Raw genomic sequence first — 20,470 nt, 5'->3', positions numbered from 1 at the left:
ATGCAATTAGCACAGGTAAATATTGCTGAAATGTTAGCCCCCATTAATGATCCTATTATGGCTGATTTTGTAAACAATTTAGATCGTATCAATGAATTGGCAGAAAAAAGTGATGGTTTTGTATGGAGACTAAAAGGAGATGAAGGAAATGCCACAGCAATGACTGTTTTTGACAACCTTTTTTTGATAATCAATATGTCCGTTTGGGAAAATATGGATGCACTATTTAACTTTACTTATAAAACGGTCCACGTAGAAATTTTAAAGCGTAAAAAAGAATGGTTTCATAAAATGCCTCGAATGCATATGGCATTTTGGTTTGTAGAAAATGGTCATGAACCTTCTCCGGAAGAAGCTAAAGAAAGACTATACTATCTGCAAGAACATGGAGAAACTCCTTATGCATTCTCATTTAAAAGTAAATTCTCGAAAGATGATGCTATTAATTATCAAAAACTATAAAGTAGTACTATTTATAGTTGTACTTCTTAGTACGGTAAGCTGTTCTAAAAAAGAAAAGGAACACTACGATATTGTAATTTCGGATATCAATTTAATCGAGATTGAAAATGGAAATATTACAACCAAAACGGTATATGTTAATGATGGGAAAATCACAAAAATTGAAGCATATGATAGTATTGACAACTATGTTACTAAAAATAAAATAGACGGAACGAATAAATACCTTCTTCCGGGTTTTTGGGATAATCATATTCATCTTAGAGGTGGAAAATCCTTGATAGAAGAAAATCGTAATCTACTTCCTCTTTTTATTGCTAATGGAATAACAACTGTAAGAGATGCAGGAGGAGACTTAACATTAGAAATTTTAAAATGGAGAAAGGAAATAAATGATAACACATTGGTCGGACCAACTATATATACCTCTGGTCCTAAGCTAGATGGAACAAATGCTACTTGGGCAGGTTCTTTACCTATAGAATCATCAGAAGATATTACCAAAGCATTAGATTCTTTAGAAAAAATCCCTTCAGATTTTGTAAAAATATACGATAGTAGAATATCTAGAGAAAATTACTTAGAAATATTAAAACAAGCCACAGATAGAAAAATGATTTCCTCAGGTCATATGCCATTTACAGTAGAACTTAACGAAGCACTAGATTATGGTATTGGAGCAATTGAACATTTGTATTATGTGTTGAAAGGTTGTTCTACCAAAGAATCAGAAATCACACAAGCAATTATCCAAAAAGAATTGGGTTTCTGGGATGCTATGGATGATCTAATTATTAGTTACAACGATTCTACGGCTCAGAATACTTTTCAAAATCTTAAAAAAACAAATACTTATGTTGTTCCAACATTACACATTGGTAATATTTTAAGCTATCTAGACGAGGTTGATCATACTCAAGATCCTTATTTAAAAATTATTGGAAAAGGAATCATTAAAACATATGAGGGTCGAATTAAACGTGCTTTAAATGCCTCGGAGAAAGCTAAAAAAACAAGAAAAGAATTAAATACTTTTTTTAAAACCCTTACAAAATCTTTACACGATGCAGATGTAAGGTTGTTAGCCGGATCAGATAGCGGAGCTTACAACTCTTATACATACTCTGGCATTTCATTACATCAAGAACTTGAAGCATTAGTGTCAACCGGGTTATCACCTTTAGAAGCTATACAAACCTCCGCATACAATGGATCGAAATTTCTTAAAAAAGATGAGATATCTGGCACTATAAAAATTGGAAAAAATTCTGATTTAGTTATCCTTAACAGTAATCCAATTGAACGTATTAAAAATACTCAAGATATTTACAAAGTAATTAAAGGAAGTCAGGTTTATGATCCTAAAAAAATGCAAATTGATTAACTTATTTTTTGACATATATCAACTGTTATTTTTTATCTTAATTAAAAATTAAAATAATAGTTATGAGTGTAATTATTAAAGTTAGACGTTTAGGTTTTACTTGGGAAACTCCTGACCCATTTTTATTCTGTGCATATCATGAAGATCAATATCCTAAAGGGAATGAAGAATTAGGCCCCGATGCACCTCTTGAAGGAAGAAACATAGGGCAAGATTTTATAAGTAAAGATGGCTGGAGAATGTACCACGGGAATAAAGTACCAGGTTTTCCAGCTCATCCTCATCGTGGGTTTGAAACTATAACTATTGTACAAAAAGGACTTGTGGATCATTCGGACTCTTTAGGTGCTGCTGGTCGTTTCGGTAATGGCGATGTGCAATGGATGACTGCTGGTAGAGGTGTGCAACATTCTGAAATGTTTCCACTATTAAATTCTGAAGAAGAAAACCCTTTTTTACTATTCCAAATTTGGCTTAATCTTCCTAAAAGTAAAAAAATGGTAGCCCCACATTTTAAAATGCTTTGGAGTGAAGAAATACCCAAGATCACTATCACTGACCAACAAGGAAAACTAATAGAAATTACATTAATTGCTGGAACGTTACAAAATCAAAAGGCTGAAACTCCAGCTCCAGATTCTTGGGCATCCAATTCAGAAAACGAAGTTTTAATAGCTACTATAAAAATGGCACCGAATGCCCAATACACATTTAAGAAGGCATCAGAAGGAATAAATCGTTCTATTTTCTTTTTTAAAGGAAATGAAATTGAAAGTGATGGATATAAAATCCCAGTAAATCATGAACTAATTACTGTAGCACATAAAGAATTAACAATTAAAAATGGTGACAAAGAATCTCATTTCCTACTTCTTCAGGGAAAACCAATTAATGAATCTGTAGTACAACAAGGACCATTTGTAATGAATACTCAACAAGAAATTAGAGAAGCTATTCTAGAATATCAACACAATCAATTTGGTAAATGGCCCTGGCCTACTTATGATCATGTACACGATAAATCAAAAGGTCGTTTTGCACTATACCCAGATGGAAACGAAATCACCAAAGATCAATAAAAAGCTAATAAACAATAGCTTAAGCATTACACATTATAGTTTTAAAAGTAACATCCTTTCAAAACTACTATTAAAATACTATCTTTATTAAAGGGAATAAAAAAAGTAAAGTATTTAAACTGTAAATCTATATGCTAAAAAAAGTACTATACTTCTTCCCAATCTTCCTGTTATTTTTATCAACATTATCTTGCTCAAAAGAAACTGTAATCACTGATTCGGAAAGAGAATGGTTATCAGAAAATGATAGTATTACTGTCGCTATATACCCTTATTACCCACCTTATCAATTTGTCAATGAACAGAATGAAATTGATGGTATTTTCATAGATTATTTAAAATTAATTGAGCAAAAAATTGGATACAAATTCAAAAAAAAACGTTACAACCATTGGCCCCAATTAATACAAGATGTAAAAAATAATGATGTTCAATGCATATTAGAAATCCAAGAAACTAAAGAACGAAAATCATACTTAAACTTTTACACTCCTCTTTTTAAATCTCCTCACGTAATCGTCACCAGATCAAACGCTAATTTTGGAATCAATTTTAATAGTCTAACTAACAAAACTATTGTTCTACCAGAAGACTATGCCATAACAGAAATTTTAAAACGTACATATCCCAATTTTAATATTGTAACCGAAAAAGATGAACAAACATGTTTAATAAAATTGAATTCTGGAGAGTACGACGCTTACATAGGTCCTAAAGCCTTGGTTAATTATTATATAAGGATAAAAAAACTAAATGATATAAAAATAACCTCAGATACGACCTTAGAATATGAACCCGGAGTTGCTGTAAATAATAGTAATACTATTCTACACAATATTTTTTCTAAAGTACTTTCTAATATTACAAAAGAAGAAAAAGAATCAATACTAAATAATTGGTATTACAGTAATGTTACTCCTTTTTATCAAACTCCTAATTTTTGGATAATGGTATTCTTAACCACACTATTATTATTCATTCTAGGAGCATCTTTTAATACCTATCTTAAATATAAAATTAAACAGAAAACGGAAGAATTAATAATTGCTAGAGATATTGCCGAAGAAAGTAATCGTTTAAAAACAAATTTTATTTATAATATTCCACAGGAAATAAGAACTCCAATGAATGGAATTATTGGACTTTCGGAGTTTTTGACTGATGAGGATTTAAGTTCAAAAGAGAGACAGAAATATACTCAAATGATTATTGGAAATAGTAAAGAATTATTATCTATTATTGATAATATCCTTGAAATTTCTCAATTACAAACCAAAAGATTCACCCTAAGGTTAATTGAAATCAATCTTCGAGACGTTTTCAAAGCACTAATTTCTCAACATCAAGTAAAAGCAGAAGAGAAAAACATTAAAATTAGTATTAAAAACAAACTCACAAATTCCGAAAACTTAGTTTTGATGGATCGTCCTAAACTAAATAAAATATTAAATGTTTTTATGGATAACGCTATAAAACATACTAATAATGGAACTATAGCTATTTTATGTTCTGCAATAAATGGGGAGTTATCTATTTCTATAAAAGATACTGGGATTGGGATTGGAGATACAAAAAAAAGTAAAATAATTACTAACCTAAATATTACAAACAATACAACAAATACAATAGAAAAATATGATGGAATAGGATTAGGGCTTACTATTGCCAAAAAAAATGCTGATTTTATTGGAGGACAGATTACATTAATAAGTCAGAAAGATGAAGGAAGTACTTTTACCCTAAAAATCCCGCATAATCAAGTTCAAAATAACAACTCACATACAAAAGGAAATACTGAAAAAAGCTCTTTAAAAACAGAAAAAAATATCATTTTAATCGCTGAAGACGGTGAAACTAATTTTTTATTTCTTAAAACAATTCTTACAAAAATGAATGATTATGATTTCACAATCTATAGAGCAAAAAATGGGCAGGAAGCAGTAACTATTTGCGAAGAAAATAAAAGTATTGATTTAGTTCTTATGGATATTAAAATGCCAATCATGAATGGGTATGATGCTACAGCATATATAAAAAAAATGAGACCTAATTTACCGATAATCGCACAAACGGCTTACTCTATAGAGGAAGATGTGCAAAAGGCGTTAGATGCCGGATGCGATGATTTTGTTTCTAAACCGGTAGACAAAAAGATCTTAAAACCAATGTTAAGTAAATACTTTCCTGTATTTAAGAACAGAAATAAGACCAGCTAGTATATGAAAAAAAAGATCGCTTATGTGTTTATTTTCTTCTACTTAATAGTGGGAGTTACATCTTGTTCTAATCAGGATATTCTCTCAGAGTCTCAAAGAGATTGGCTTCTAAAACAAGATGCCATTACTGTAGCGGTATATGCATATTATCCTCCTTATCAGTTTATAAACAAAAAAGATAGTATTGATGGTATTCTAGTAGACCATTTTGGCCTTATTGAAAAAAAGATTGATTACCGTTTTCGAAAAAAATACTATACCAATTGGTCTAACCTAATAAAGGACGCTCAAAATAACAAAATTGATATTGTATTAGAAATGCAGGAAACTGCGGGAAGAGAAAAATATCTAAATTTTTACACTAAATTTTTCGAAACGCCATTTGTTTTGGTAGTTAGAGAAGAAACTGATAGCACACTAAAATTCAATAATTTTCTGGATAAGAGGATTACTGTACCAAAAGGATATTCTATAGATGATCATCTTAAAGAAAATTATTCTAATTTAAATATTAAAAACTATCCTGACGACATTACCTGTTTACTTAAGTTACAATCCGGAGAAGCAGATGCATATATTGGTGGTAAGGCATTAGTAAATTATTTAATAAAATCAGAAGGAATCACAGGCTTAAAAGTAATTACAGAAATTGATTATAGTTATATCCCTAGTATAGCAGTTAGCAAGGAAAATAAAACTTTAAACGAAATTATTGCAAAAGCTACGCGTAACATTACCGATAAAGAAAAACAGGAAATTCTCGATAATTGGCTTTTTGATGTCGTAAAACCTTTTTACAAAAAACCAAAATTCTGGTTCATTTCATCCATTATATTTTTCACAGCTTTAGCAAGTATTATTTTAATTCACTTTTATTTAAAATTTAAAATCAAGCAAAAAACCCAAGAACTCCAAATTGCAAAGGATAAAGCCGAAGAAAGTAATAGAATAAAAACCAATTTTATTCAAAATATATCTCATGAAATTAGAACTCCTATGAATGGAATTATGGGATTCTCAGAGTTATTGAAATCCGATGTTATTACAGAAGAAGAAAGACAAGAATATACGGAAATCATTATAGCGAGTGGTAAAGATTTAATTACTTCTGTGGATAATATTCTAGAAATTTCCGTGTTAGAAACAAAACAAAGTAAAGTACGATTTACCCCAACAAATTTAGAAGAATTGTTTTCGCAATTAATATCTGAACATTCACCTAAAGCTAATGAGAAGAATCTTATTATAAAATTAGAAAACAAAATTCCAAAGGAAGAAAATATAATCATTACAGACCATCCTAAACTTTATAAAATATTAAGTAGTCTAATTGATAATGGTATAAAATTCACTCATTCTGGTTCAATAATAATCTTTTCTTATATTGTGGAAGATTATGTTGCTATATCAATAAAGGATACAGGAATAGGAATTAAACAAAAAGATCGAGATATTATTTTTAAAAGTTTCTCTCAATCAGAAAAAGAGATTTCTAAAAATTTTGGAGGTCTTGGTTTAGGTCTAGCCATTGCAAAAGAATACACCAACTTAATCGGAGGAAATATTTCCTTTATAAGTAAAGAGCAAGAAGGTAGTGCCTTCTTACTAAAAATTCCATACACCCCAATGCAGAATAACGCAGAACTATCTACTAAAAAAAAGGGAGAAATAATTCCAGAAAAACATGTCGTACTAATTGCTGAAGATGGTGAAGTCAATTTCTTATTTTTAAAAACAGTCTTAACGAAAATGATTGATTTCGAGTTTATCATTTATCGTGCTAAGAATGGAAAGGAAGCTGTAGAAATATGCCAAGAAAACGAAAAGATTGATTTAGTTTTAATGGATATCAAAATGCCAATTATGGATGGTTATGATGCAACTAAACGCATTAAAAAAATGCGCCCTGATCTTCCTGTTGTGGCGCAAACAGCATATTCTACAGAAGAAGATATTGAAAAAGCTTTGGAAGCAGGATGTGATGACTTCCTTGCCAAACCAGTAGATAGAAAAATATTAAAACCAATATTAGACAAATACATTTCTATATTCAAAAATAAATAATAAGTATCGTGTCTCTAGAACATCAATATGCTGGTTTTTTAGACAGTAAACTATTATGGAAAGATAATAGTCTTTTTGAACTTTCACAGTTTAAACTACACCACTCTAATATTGATACCTCCAAAGAGCTTTCTATTAATATTCCTCATAATGAAGTACTGGGAAAAAGAATTGAACACTTTTTTGAGCATTATATAAATAATTCAAGTCATTATAAGTTAATACTAAAAAGTCTTCAAATATTTCGAAATAAAATAACTATTGGTGAATTAGATTTCATAATAGAAGATCTACACAATAAAGATATTTTACATATTGAATTGATTTATAAGTTCTACTTATACAATCCAGAAAAAAGCAACATTGTTTTAGAAAGATGGATCGGACCTAATCAGAACGATAGTTTACTAGAAAAAGTTACTAAACTAAAAGAAAAACAATTGCCACTACTCTATCGTAGCGAAACCATTAAAAAATTAAATGAACTAAATATACAAGCAAATAACATAAATCAAAAAGTCTGTTTTTTCGGAAATCTATTTATCCCTTTATCTTATCAAAACAAAAAAATTCCACATCTAAATAATGATTGTATTCAAGGGTTTTGGATCCATAAAAAAGATTTCGTGTCGGATAAATATGGCTCTTTAGAATATTTTATACCTCAGAAAAAAAATTGGATCATACATCCAAAACATAATAAGATCTGGTACACGTACACATCAATACTGGAGCAACTTCAGACACAACTTCATAAAAAAAAATCTCCATTACTCTGGATAAAAAGTAATGAAGATTCTTTCTCTAAGTGTTTTATTGTTTGGTGGTAGTTGATCTACAAATCATTTATGTAACTACCATATAAATCTTTAAATCTAAATCCTTCGGATAATCTATATTTACTTAACTTTTTATGTTCTACTAATCCCCATAACAAGAATTCTTTCATAAAATAGCTGTCTTTTTTATCTACACCATCTTGATATTTTTCGATAAGGTGACTTAATGGTTTAATTTCGTCCAATTTTTTCTTGTATTCATCTTCTGGGATTTCATCTAAAAGTTCAAAACCACTTTGCTCAAAAAACCAATCGATCAGTTCTTGATATGGGCTTCTCTCACTTTCTTTTTCTAACTTCTCTATTTTTGGAAAAAACTCGGAAAATAATGTTTTAACAGCATCTGAAATTAATGTATGGGCTACAGAAGCCGCTCCTTCTTGCTCACCTTCATAAACTAATTCTACCTTACCAGTTATTGCAGGAACTACTCCCATAAAGTCACTAAGTCTCAATAACGTATGCTCATCTCCAGATTTAAGAGCTCTATATTCTGCCGTACTCAATAAATTCTCATATGCAGTAATACTCATTCTGGCACTTACTCCACTTTTAGAATCAATGAACTCGCTTTCTCTAGCCTGAAAACTAATTTGTTCTAATAAGTCCTTTGCCAAATCAGGTACATAAACGAGTGTGCTTTGTCTAGAGTCTAATTGAGCTTCTTGCTGCGTTATAGTTTTAGCAATCTCTATAGTTTCGGGATAATGCGTTAGTATCTGAGAACCAATTCTATCTTTAAGAGGAGTAACTATACTACCTCTGTTCGTATAATCCTCTGGATTTGCTGTAAATACAAATTGCATGTCTAACGGTAATCGAAGTTTAAAACCTCTTATCTGAATATCCCCTTCTTGAAGAATATTAAACAATGCAACCTGAATACGAGCTTGTAAATCAGGTAGTTCATTAATTACAAAAATACAACGATTAGCTCTTGGAATCATTCCGAAATGGATAACTCTATCATCTGCATAACTTAACTTTAGATTTGCAGCTTTGATAGGATCTACATCACCAATAATATCAGCCACTGTTACATCAGGAGTAGCTAATTTTTCAGCAAAACGATCATTTCTATGCATCCAAGATATAGGTGTTTCATCTCCTTTTTCTTTAATTAATGTAACTGCATATCTTGATATTGGATGAAATGGATCATCATTGATCTCAGATCCTTCGACAACAGGAATCCATTCATCTAATAAATTAATCATTTGTCTTGCTAAACGAGTCTTTGCCTGACCTCTTAAACCTAATAAATTGATATTATGTCTAGATAATATAGCTCTTTCTAATTCAGGAATAACGGTATTCTCATATCCGTAGATTCCGGTAAAAGTATCCTCTTTATTACCAATCTTAATTCTTAAATTATCTCTAAGTTCATCTTTTATACTTCTACTACTATATCCTGATGCCTTTAGTTCTCCAAATGTTTTTATATTCTTTAAATCCATATTTTCTTTTCCGAAATAGTCTTTATTTATAATTTCTTTTATCCTTTAATTCTTTTTTTTCTATTAGTTTCATAATCTTCAAAAATCATCTCTCCAAGTCCTTTTAACCCTGTATAAAAAGCTTTACCTTGATTAGCATGGGTAAATTCTCTAACAAATTGCATTAAATAAGGATCTTGTGCGATCATAAAAGTAGTTATGGGTATATGTAACTTTCTAGCTTGTTGCGCCATCATATAACATTTGTTTACAATATTGCGATCTAAACCATTACTATTTTTATAATATTGACCATCTGGCATCCTTAGACAACTAGGTTTCCCATCAGTGATCATAAAAATTTGCTTATTTGTATTACGTTTTCTTCGCAACATATCCATTGCAAGTTGCAGTCCTGCAACAGTATTAGTATGATAAGGTCCAACTTGTAGATACGGTAAATCTTTAATTGCTATTGGCCAAGCATCATTTCCAAATACAAGTATATCCAAAGTATCCTTAGGATATCTTGTAGTAATAAGTTCTGCTAAAGCCATTGCTACCTTTTTAGCCGGAGTAATTCGATCTTCTCCATACAGTATCATACTATGACTAATATCAATCATCAATACTGTACTCATCTGAGCCTTGTACTGTGTCTCTTCTACAACTAGATCATCCTCAGTCAAGTTTAATTCTCCAATACCATGATTTATTTGCGCATTTTTCAAACTTTCTGTGATGGATATTCTCTCAAGACCATCACCATATTGATAATTTCTATATTCTCCAGCATGCTCATCACCTCTTCCAGTATATTTAGTTCTATGATTTCCAGACCCACTTCGTTTTAAGTTTCCAAAAATTTGATCCAAGGCTCTCTTTCTAATAGCTCGTTCGGTTTTGGCGGTAATCGACATCCCTCCTTTTCCATCAGGTTTAATTTCTTCTCGGATATATCCTTTTTTCTTCAGATCTTCAATAAAATCATCTAGTGTATATTCTTCAGTTGTAAGCTTATATTCTTTATCTAATTCTCTCATCCAATCTAAAGCTTCATCTAAATCTCCAGAAGTATGAGTAATAATCTCCTGAAAAATATCAAAAAGTTTGTCAAATGGAGATTGTTCAGGTGCTTCATAATTTTTAAAAGCAAATCCTTTTTTTAAAAATCCCTTTTTCTCTTTCATTATATAAATTTAGCACATTTTACAAAAGATATGAACCGAACAAGATGCTAATCATACGGAATTAACAAATGTTTTGGAATTGTCTTGGCTAAGAAGCTCAATTCATCCTAAATAATAAACTCTATACAATTCTTATCTTTGAGAAATCAGATATAATTTTCAGAATAATCAAAAAAATATCTTATTCAGTTTATGAAAAATTCATTCCTACTCTTACTCATATTTTTTCCATTTATAAATTATGCTCAGGACGACATCCAAAAAGTAAAATCTACAATTTCTAAAAGTGAGATTGAAGGACATATTTATTTCCTCGCATCAGATGAATTGAAAGGAAGGCAAACTGGTAGTCCTGAAAATAAGATAGCAGCTCAGTACTTAGCTAATATGCTAAGATCTTACGGAGTAAAACCTGTAAAAGAAAGTAAAAACTACTTTCAGAAAGTTACGCTTAATACCACATCTCAATTTGAACGAGCAGAATTGAAAATAGGAAAATTTAGCACTTCCAAAATTATAACAATCAACAAAGCGAACACTTCCTTTTCCGGACCATTTGTATTTGTAAATTATGGTCTGAAAGAAGATTATATCAATATTAATGTAAAAGATAAAATAGTTATAGCATACTCCGGAACAAAGGAAAATAGTAACCCAAGATTTGCATTTTCCAAAATACAAGAGAAAACTGATATTGCTAAGGAAAAAGGAGCTATTGGTATTATTGAGGTAAATTCAATAAATAACCGAATTTGGTCTCAATTAGATCATAGGTTTAACGGAGAAAAAATGAATGTTTCTGAAGAAGACACACCAAATAACTTCACTTATTTATGGGTAAATGATGAGAAAGAAGAAATCAGTAAATTCTTTACAGATAAAAACGAGGTGAATGGGTCAATTAATATTCAAGGTATTAAAAAAGGCAAAGTGGTTTCTCAAAATGTTGTTGGAATGGTAGAAGGTACAGATCCAAAATTAAAAGATGAATATGTAATCTACTCTGCTCATTATGACCATGTAGGTATAGGAAAAGCTGTTAATAATGATTCTATTTATAACGGAGCAAGAGATAATGCTGTAGGGACAGTTACCGTATTATCTGCTGCAGAAAACATTGCCAAATACCCAACTAAAAGATCTGCCCTATTTATATTATTTACAGGAGAAGAAAAAGGATTACTAGGTAGTAAATGGTATGTAGAACACCCTATGATCCCTTTACATAAGATAGTATACTGCTTTAATAGTGATAATGGTGGTTATAATGATACCAGCATCGCTACAATAGTTGGTTTAGAAAGAACAACTGCATCAGAAGATATTAAAAAAGCTGCAACCCCTTTTGGACTGAAGGCCATTGATGACCCAGCACCAGAACAAGGTTTGTTTGACAGATCTGATAATGTACATTTTGCAGCCAAGGGCATCCCAGCTCCAACATTTAGTATGGGATTTACTGCTTTTGATGAAGAGATAACAAAATATTATCATCAAGTAACTGACAACCCTGACACCTTGGATTATGAATATCTTCTAAAATTCTTTCAATCCTATGTATTAGCATGCAGAAATATTGCAAATAACCCTAAAACACCATTCTGGGTAAAAGGCGATAAATATTATGATGCTGGCATAAAACTATATAACAAAAAATAGATTTTTATTTTATCTTCTATCATTATGAAACCTATTGTATTAATTAGCTTTATATGCTTATTCATGATATCGTGTAAAAAACAAAATCCATTAGAAAAAATAATAAGCTCTGATGCTCCACAAATAGTAAATGTGGTTAAAAATATCGAAAAACATGAAGTTCAGATTTTATATAGTCAGATAGATCGTAATAAAAAAGGGCAAGTAATTTTTACAGATTACGAATTCAATGTTTCTGATAGCACTTATTTTTATCCAGCAAGCTCCGTTAAACTCCCTATTGCTTTACTTGCTTTAGAAAAATTAAATGAATTGCAAAAAAAAAGTATTCCTATCTATAAAGAGACTAATTTTAGCACCGAACAAGATTCGACATATACCACTATAGAAAAAGAAATCACTAAAATCTTTGCAGTAAGTGATAATCAAGGGTACAATCGATTATTCGAATTTCTCGGGCAGAATTACATAAATCAAACATTAAACTCCAAAAATATAGATAGTAGAATATCTCATAGATTATCAATAGATAACGCCGACAATATCAAATCCCAATCTTTAGTTTTCAAAAAAAACATTCGCGATAGTATTCATCTATATAAACAAGCGAGTATTAAAAATCAACCAATTACAAAACTATCCTTAGAAAAAACGTTAAAAGGTAAAGGCTATATTCATAATGACTCATTAATACAACATCCAAAGGATTTTTCTAAAAAAAATTATCTCCCTCTAAGATCTCTACATGAAATAATGAAACGGATTCAATTTCCTGAAGTTTACAGTTCGAAAGAGTGTTTTAATATCCTGAAAAAAGATCACGATTTTGTATTAGAAGCTATGAAAACGCTTCCATTCGAAGTAGGCTATGACAAAAAAGAATACTACGATGGGTATGTAAAGTTTTTTATGTTTGGTGACACAAAAGAAGACATTCCAAAACATATAGAAATCTATAATAAAGTTGGATATGCTTATGGTTACCTTACGGATTGCGCTTATATCAAAGACACAAAAAACAATGTAGAATTCATCCTTTCGGCGACAATACACGTAAATGTGAATGAAATTTTTAACGATAACAACTATGAATATGATGCTATTGGAATTCCATTTCTAGCAGAATTAGGGCGAAAAATCTACGATTTAGAAAAACGAAGAAGCAACTAATATGACTTAAAAAAAATACTTTTCTAAACAATTCTTCAAAATAAATCGCTAATTACCTCTTAAAATACGACGTTTTAAGAATTATTGATCTTTTTTTAACAAAATTATATATTTAAAAGAATTCTAATGAATTAATTTTATAATCCCTTAGTTTTAAGAACGTTTAAGTTTAGTACAAAGAACAACAAAATATGGTTACACATTTTATAATCGAGTAATTATATATTATGTAGTTAGCATAGTATATAGTTTTAAAATAACAACTTATGAAACAATATATACTATTCTTATTATTATTTTCTTTTGGTACACTATATCCGAAAAACATTTCTCTGCGATCAAATCCCTCCATAACAATTCAAAATCAGATAGATAGAAAATTATCCGAAGAGGAAGAAAAAAAACGTGGATTAGATTTATTAGCTACAGAAATTATTGAACAAATTGATGAAATTGATTTAAGAAAAATGGCACGATCCGCTATTTTCGAAACTTCCTATGGATTTAGGTGGAAAATGGTTAATCTACATACAGGAAATATCATTATCATAAAGGTTGATAAGAATTTCAAACTAATTTCAGCCAGGAATAGTAAGAAAAAAAAAATAATGACACCTTAAAATAAAAACATTAAGCAAGTATTGTTTTTAAATTTTCGTAATCCTCTAAATACTCCCAATAAATAATTCTATCAAACGCATATTGGATCAAAATATATTTCTCACTTATAGATAGAATTCGATCTACTGATACTAGTTTCTTCGAAGGAGATTTTACGATTACTTCTTCAACTATTTCTTGATTTCTAGCATCAAAACCATGTACGATAGTATGATTCTGTAAAGTAAGTTCTATAAATTTCATATTATTATTTTGATCCTTCAAATGTACCTATTTTTCACCTTAACACCCCTTTAAGAGTTTCGCATTTTCATTTTCTTAACTTTAGCTTCTTAATTAGATAATCAATCAAAAATGTTAAAAAGATTTTTCCTTTTAACTCTTGTATTTTTTAGTATTTCTGGTTTTTCTCAAAAAAAAATATCTGTAATCTATACTGGAAATATGGGCGTCTATATTTCTAATGGACAATCTTCAGTATTAATTGATGGTTTACACGCTAAATATGGTGATGATTATCTGTTTCCTTCAGATTCTTTAGTAGACAAAATATATAAAGAACTACAACCAGACGCAATTCTATTTACACACTCTCACGGAGATCATTTCAATCCATTACTCTCTAAAAACTACCTAACTTCTAATAAAAAAGCAGTTTTATTCGGTCCGAGTCAGGTAACAGAAAAAATTACATCTTTAAACGATCGATTGTTTACTGTAGCAACTAAAGATTATAATAAACAAACAATACCTTTTAAAGATTTTAAAATTACCGGGGTAAAAATAAATCATGCAGGAAAAAGACATATTTCTATTGAAAATATTGGTTACATCATTGATTTTGGAACAAAAAAAATTCTGCATGTTGGTGATACCAATTGGATGCAAGAAATCAATTTATTTACTAAATTAAAATTGATAAATGAAGATATTGATATTGCAATTCTACCGTATTGGATGTTATTAGAAAATAATGCTAATAATCTAATTAAAGAGCACATTAATGCTAAACAAATTATCGCAACACATATTTCACCAAGAATAAAGAAACAAGAACTACTGCATATAAAGAAAAGATATCCCGATATACATTTTTTAACAACATTAGAACAACAAATTCAATTATAACTAACTCACTCTATAAAATGAAAAGATTACTATTTCTATTATCTCTTATCCTAATATCCTCTGCTTCTGCACAAGAGTTTTCTATGGATTATGTAAAAAAAATACATCCGCGTAATATTGGTCCTGGTGGGATGAGTGGACGTGTAACTTCTATCGACGTTGTTACTTCTGATCCAGATATTATGTATGCAGGAACAGCTTCTGGAGGATTATGGAAGTCCACATCTGGTGGAATTAAATGGAAACCCGTCTTTGACAAGGAAGTTACTTCTTCGATTGGTGCTGTTGCTATTCAACAATCAAATCCTTCTGTAGTTTGGGTTGGAACGGGAGAAGGTAATCCAAGAAATAGTCTTAATGGAGGTTACGGTATTTATAAATCCTTAGATGGTGGTAAAAACTGGAAGTTGATGGGATTAGAAAAAACTCGTCATATTCATCGAGTAGTAATCGATCCTACTAATCCAAACATTGTATATGTTGCGGCTATCGGTTCTCCTTGGGGAATACATCCTGAAAGAGGAATTTTTAAAACAACTGATGGAGGAGAAACCTGGAACAAAGTTCTTTTTGCAAATAATAAAACAGGAGCTGCAGATCTAGTAATGGATCCTACCAATCCTAATAAATTAATTGCTGCTTTATGGGAACACAAACGTGACCCTTGGTTTTTTAAATCAGGAGGTGAAGGTTCTGGATTATATATTACTCATGATGGAGGAAAAACTTGGCAAGAAAGAACAGATAAAGATGGATTACCAAAAGGTGATCTAGGAAGAATTGGAATTGCTATATCTAGGAATAAACCTAATATTATTTACGCATTAATTGAAGCAAAGAAAAATGCTCTATATAAATCTGAAGATGGAGGATTTAACTGGAAAAAAATTAATGATAAAAATGACATTGGTAATCGTCCTTTCTATTATTCAGAAATATATGTAGACCCTCAGAATGAAAACAGAGTATATTCAGTATTTACATATGTAAATGTATCAGAAGATGGAGGAAAAAATTTCAAACAATTAATGCCTGCTTATGGTGTTGATAATGGAGTGCATCCAGATCACCATGCATGGTGGATACATCCTCAAGATGGTAATTTTATGATCGATGGTAATGATGGAGGTTTAAATATTACACGAGACGGAGGAAAAACTTGGAGATTTATAGGAAATTTACCTGTTGCTCAATTTTATCACATTAATGTAGACAACGAATATCCGTATAATGTATATGGAGGTATGCAAGATAATGGTAGTTGGAGAGGTCCCGCTTATGTATGGAAAGCTCAAGGAATTAGAAATTCTTATTGGCAAGAAATATCTTTTGGAGATGGTTTTGATGTAGTACCAGATAAAGATGACTCCAGATATGGATGGTCTATGAGTCAACAAGGGTTTGTAAGTCGTTATGATTGGATGACGGGTAATAATTATACAGTTAAACCAACTCATTCAGATCCTGAAGTAAAATTACGTTTTAATTGGAATGCTGCTATCAATATTGATCCTTTCGATAATAACACATTATATTTTGGAAGTCAGTTTGTTCATAAGAGTAAGGACAAAGGATTAACATGGGAAGTAATCTCTCCTGATTTATCCACGAATGATCCAGAAAAACTAAAACAAGCAGAAAGCGGCGGTTTAACAATGGATGCTACTGGAGCAGAAAATCATTGTACCGTTTTAGTAATAGAACCTTCACCTTTAGAGCAAAATATGCTTTGGGCAGCAACAGATGATGGTCGTGTTCATATTACTCAAAATGGTGGCGCAAACTGGACTGATATTTCTAAAAATATAAAAGGATTGCCAAGTGGTAGTTGGATCGTTCAAATTAAAGCTTCTAATAAGAAAAAAGGAGAAGCTCTCTTGGTAGCTAACGATTATAGAAGATTTAATTACACTCCTTATGCATATAGAACCGTAGACTATGGGAAAACTTGGGAACGTATAGTAGATAGTGGAGATGTAAAAAGTTATGCTTTGAGTATTGTAGAAGATCCTATTGAGAAAAACTTACTTTTCTTAGGAACAGATGACGGATTATATATTTCTCTAAATGCAGGTAACAAATGGACAAAATGGACATCTGGTTTCCCTACAGTTTCTGTAAAAGATTTGGTAATACAACCTAGAGAACACGATCTGATAATAGGAACTTTTGGTAGAGCTGCATGGGTTTTAGATGATATTAGACCTTTACGTGCACTAGCAAAGAATAAAAATATTCTTAATCAAAAACTACAATTATTTAACCCTCCAACTGCATATCAAGCAGCTTATCAACAACCTACAGGAAGTCGTTTTGGTGCTGATGCTGTCTATAACGGGGAGAATCGTGATTTTGGTGCCCATATTTCCTTTTTTGTAACCGTAGAACAAAAAGAAGCGTCTAAAAAAGAGAAGAGTTCGAAAGATGAAAAAGAAAACAATGAAGAAGAGGTGGATGAAAACAAAGAAAAAAAGGTGAAATGGGATTCTATACATTTAAAAATATATGATGGTGATAGACTAATCAGAACACTTAAACAGAAAACTCCGGATTCTACTGGAATTCATAAAATGCGTTGGTTTATGGATGAAAAAGGTGTAGACAGACCATCTAGAAAGATTCAGAAATCTAAAAGAGAACCTGGTGGAGTTAGTGTTAAACCTGGTACTTATAAATTACTAATGGAATATGGTGATCAAAAATCTGAAACTAGTATAGAAATTAAGTCAGATCCTAGATTACAGGTTTCTCAGCAAAACATAAATGAAATATATGCTGCTTCTAAAAACTTGGAATCTATGAGGCAAACAGTCGCTGATGCGGTTAAGCAACTAGTAGAAAGCAAAGAAGTAGCTTCTAAATATCAAAAAGAGCTTAAAAAACTAGATAAAAAGAAGTTTAAAGATCAAATTAAGTCTTCTAAAGATATTATTAAAAAAATTGATTCTACCATAGCTATTTATCTAGGTAAAGAAGATAAAAGGCAAGGAATTACTCGTAACCCAGAAATAACTGTAATGCAACGCCTTGGTACTGCTGGATGGTATACAGGTAGTAGACAAAATGGCTTAACAGTTACCGAAAAAACTTTGATAAAACATGCAAATAATGCATTAAAAGAAGCTTTAGATAAAACAAATACTTTCTTTACTAAAGATTGGAAACCATACCAAGAAGCAATAGAGAAATTAGAAACATCTCCGTTTAAGGAGATAAAAACTTTCACAATCAAATAAACATTTTAAATCATGAAAAAACTCATTATCCTAGGAATTGGAGTGCTACTACTCTACTCCTGTAAAAAAGAAAAGAAAGAAGCAATTGTTGTTCCACCCATTGCAATTGAAGAATACTCAATTGAACAATTTATGGACAATGAAAATGCATTTTCAAATGGATTCTCTAATGATAAGTCTAAAGTACTTATGACCAGCAACCGTTCTGGAATTTACAACATGTATACCACTTCGGTTAAAGGTGGTGAACTCATTCCAGTTACAAAATCAGATAGTTCTTCCATTTTTGGGATTTCTTATTTCCCTGAGGACGATAGAATACTATTTAGAATGGACGGTAATGGGGATGAGATATATAAAATCTTTCTTAAAGATAGTTCTGGTATTACACGATTAACACCAGAAAAAAATGTGAGAGCTTTATTTAGAGGCTGGTCAAAAGATGGAAAAAGTTTCTTTTATGGAAGTAATGAACGAGATCCCAAGTATATGGATCATTATGAAATGAATATTGCTGATTTTACTTCTAAAATGATTTATCAGAATAACGATGGGATGGATTTTGGCGGTATGTCTGAAGACCGAAAATACATTGCCCTAACCAAGGCGGTTACAACAAACGATGTCGATCTGTATATAATGAATACGGCAACCAATGAGAAAATTAAAATTAATGAGAATATAAGTGGTAACCAACCGCAAGATTTTTCTCCTGATAATGCTTCATTCTACTTTACTACTGATGACAATGCAGAGTTTAGCTATTTAATGAAATACAATCTTATAGATGGTACAAAAGAAAAAATAGCAGAAAAAAAATGGGATATTAATTCATTTTATTTTACCCGAAATGGAAAATATCAGGTGATGTTTACCAATGAAGATGCAAAAACTGTAATGGATGTAAAAGAAGCTGCTACTGGTAAAGCGATAGAGTTCCCTTCATTTGAAAACAAAGAAATTTCAAGTGCTAGTTTTTCTAGAGATGAAACTATGGCTTTTTTAAATGTCTCTGGATCGAGTACTCCAAGAAATGTATATTCTTATAATGTGGCTTCTAAAGAGTATTATCAACTAACAGATGTATTGAATAAAGATATTAATGAGGATGATCTAGTCGCATCAGAAGTAGTACGTTTTAAATCCTTTGATGGATTAGAAATCCCTGCAATATACTATAAACCAAAGCAGGCAACTGCTGATAATAAGGTACCTGCGTTAGTATGGGTACACGGTGGTCCTGGAGGACAATCCAGACAAGGCTTTAGTTCACAAATTCAATATTATGTAAATCACGGATATGCAATTCTAGCAGTAAATAACCGAGGAAGTAGTGGTTACGGAAAAACATTTTACAAAATGGACGACCAGAATCATGGAGATAAAGATCTAAAAGATTGTGTAGCTGGAAAAGATTGGTTAGCGCAACAAGATATTATCGACGCTAATAAAATAGGAATTATTGGTGGTTCCTATGGAGGATATATGACTATGGCAGCGCTGACTTATACTCCTGAAGACTTCAAAGTGGGCGTTAATATATTCGGAGTTACTAACTGGTTAAGAACACTAAAAAGTATTCCGCCATGGTGGGAATCTTTTAAAGATGCTTTATATACAGAGATGGGAGATCCTAATACGGCTGATTCAGTAAGATTACGTCAAATTTCACCATTATTTCATACTGAAAAAGTAACAAAACCTTTAATTGTTTTACAAGGAGCTAAAGATCCTAGAGTTCTAAAGGTAGAATCAGATGAAATAGTCGCAGGAGTTAAGAAAAATGGTGTTCCTGTAGAATATGTATTATTTGAAGATGAAGGACATGGGTTTGTAAAAAAGGAAAATCAAATTGAAGCCTACGGAAGAATCCTAAAATTCTTAGATAAATATCTAAAAGAACCTGGATCAGAAATCATTAATGACGGAAAATCTGAAACAAAAACTGTAGAATCAGAATCTTAATAACATACTATTGCCAAA

At 30.9% G+C, this 20,470-nt stretch carries 15 protein-coding genes; 12 read left to right on the top strand and 3 right to left on the bottom strand.

Translation table 11 applies throughout. From position 1 onward, the window contains the following. The 6 genes from BMY33_RS11920 (at position 1) to BMY33_RS11895 (ending at position 8,035) form a co-directional block, all read left to right on the top strand. On the top strand, positions 1–462 hold the full coding sequence (locus BMY33_RS11920) for a DUF3291 domain-containing protein (protein ID WP_091408679.1): 462 nt from the start codon (positions 1–3) through the stop codon (positions 460–462). Continuing rightward, the gene (locus BMY33_RS11915; protein WP_244543010.1) at positions 434–1,846 is read left to right on the top strand and encodes an amidohydrolase family protein; all 1,413 of its coding nucleotides are present in this window, start codon (positions 434–436) and stop codon (positions 1,844–1,846) included. Before BMY33_RS11920 ends, BMY33_RS11915 begins: the two co-directional genes overlap by 29 nt. A 62-nt stretch (positions 1,847–1,908) precedes the next feature. After that, the gene (locus BMY33_RS11910) at positions 1,909–2,925 is read left to right on the top strand and encodes a pirin family protein (RefSeq protein ID WP_091408674.1); all 1,017 of its coding nucleotides are present in this window, start codon (positions 1,909–1,911) and stop codon (positions 2,923–2,925) included. Between the two features lie 131 nt (positions 2,926–3,056). Further along, the gene (locus BMY33_RS11905) at positions 3,057–5,141 is read left to right on the top strand and encodes a hybrid sensor histidine kinase/response regulator (protein ID WP_091408672.1); all 2,085 of its coding nucleotides are present in this window, start codon (positions 3,057–3,059) and stop codon (positions 5,139–5,141) included. A gap of 3 nt (positions 5,142–5,144) precedes the next feature. After that, entirely contained in the window at positions 5,145–7,205 is a 2,061-nt protein-coding gene (locus BMY33_RS11900) for a response regulator (protein WP_091408669.1), read from the top strand. Between the two features lie 8 nt (positions 7,206–7,213). Beyond that, positions 7,214–8,035: a DUF1853 family protein gene (locus tag BMY33_RS11895; RefSeq protein ID WP_170837068.1), complete on the top strand. Its 822-nt coding sequence runs from the start codon at positions 7,214–7,216 to the stop codon at positions 8,033–8,035. 5 nt (positions 8,036–8,040) lie between these two features. Here BMY33_RS11895 and BMY33_RS11890 read toward each other — a convergent pair whose 3' ends face one another. Together BMY33_RS11890 and BMY33_RS11885 are read right to left on the bottom strand one after the other, a co-directional pair. Continuing rightward, complete coding sequence (locus BMY33_RS11890; protein WP_091408664.1) at positions 8,041–9,504, bottom strand: magnesium chelatase; 1,464 nt, start codon at positions 9,502–9,504, stop codon at positions 8,041–8,043. A gap of 38 nt (positions 9,505–9,542) precedes the next feature. Further along, positions 9,543–10,673 (bottom strand): vWA domain-containing protein, encoded by a 1,131-nt coding sequence (locus tag BMY33_RS11885; protein WP_091408662.1) that lies wholly within the window; start codon positions 10,671–10,673, stop codon positions 9,543–9,545. Positions 10,674–10,865: 192 nt separating this feature from the next. Here BMY33_RS11885 and BMY33_RS11880 point away from each other — a divergent pair, with 192 nt between their 5' ends. The 3 genes from BMY33_RS11880 to BMY33_RS11870 all read left to right on the top strand — a co-directional run bounded on the left by BMY33_RS11880 (position 10,866) and on the right by BMY33_RS11870 (position 14,122). After that, positions 10,866–12,332: a M28 family peptidase gene (locus BMY33_RS11880; RefSeq protein WP_091408660.1), complete on the top strand. Its 1,467-nt coding sequence runs from the start codon at positions 10,866–10,868 to the stop codon at positions 12,330–12,332. Positions 12,333–12,356: 24 nt separating this feature from the next. After that, positions 12,357–13,502: a serine hydrolase gene (locus BMY33_RS11875; RefSeq protein WP_091408657.1), complete on the top strand. Its 1,146-nt coding sequence runs from the start codon at positions 12,357–12,359 to the stop codon at positions 13,500–13,502. A 266-nt stretch (positions 13,503–13,768) separates the two neighbouring features. Beyond that, on the top strand, positions 13,769–14,122 hold the full coding sequence (locus BMY33_RS11870) for a hypothetical protein (protein WP_091408655.1): 354 nt from the start codon (positions 13,769–13,771) through the stop codon (positions 14,120–14,122). A gap of 10 nt (positions 14,123–14,132) precedes the next feature. On the opposite strand, the gene BMY33_RS11865 is transcribed toward BMY33_RS11870, so the two are convergent. Next, positions 14,133–14,366, bottom strand: coding sequence for a hypothetical protein (locus BMY33_RS11865; protein WP_091408652.1), 234 nt, complete (start codon positions 14,364–14,366; stop codon positions 14,133–14,135). A 111-nt stretch (positions 14,367–14,477) separates the two neighbouring features. Here BMY33_RS11865 and BMY33_RS11860 point away from each other — a divergent pair, with 111 nt between their 5' ends. The 3 genes from BMY33_RS11860 to BMY33_RS11850 are packed head-to-tail and all read left to right on the top strand — an operon-like array spanning position 14,478 to position 20,452. Beyond that, positions 14,478–15,251, top strand: a complete 774-nt coding sequence (locus BMY33_RS11860; protein WP_091408650.1) for an MBL fold metallo-hydrolase — start codon at positions 14,478–14,480, stop codon at positions 15,249–15,251. A gap of 17 nt (positions 15,252–15,268) precedes the next feature. Then, the gene (locus tag BMY33_RS11855) at positions 15,269–18,487 is read left to right on the top strand and encodes a WD40/YVTN/BNR-like repeat-containing protein (protein ID WP_091408648.1); all 3,219 of its coding nucleotides are present in this window, start codon (positions 15,269–15,271) and stop codon (positions 18,485–18,487) included. Positions 18,488–18,499: 12 nt separating this feature from the next. Beyond that, positions 18,500–20,452, top strand: a complete 1,953-nt coding sequence (locus BMY33_RS11850) for a S9 family peptidase (protein WP_091408646.1) — start codon at positions 18,500–18,502, stop codon at positions 20,450–20,452. The last annotated feature ends 18 nt before the right edge of the window (positions 20,453–20,470 follow it).

Source organism: Aquimarina amphilecti (assembly GCF_900109375.1).
Classification (GTDB): domain Bacteria; phylum Bacteroidota; class Bacteroidia; order Flavobacteriales; family Flavobacteriaceae; genus Aquimarina; species Aquimarina amphilecti.
The sequence above is the reverse complement of the archived record's forward strand: the minus strand, read 5'-3'. Positions and strand labels throughout refer to the sequence as shown.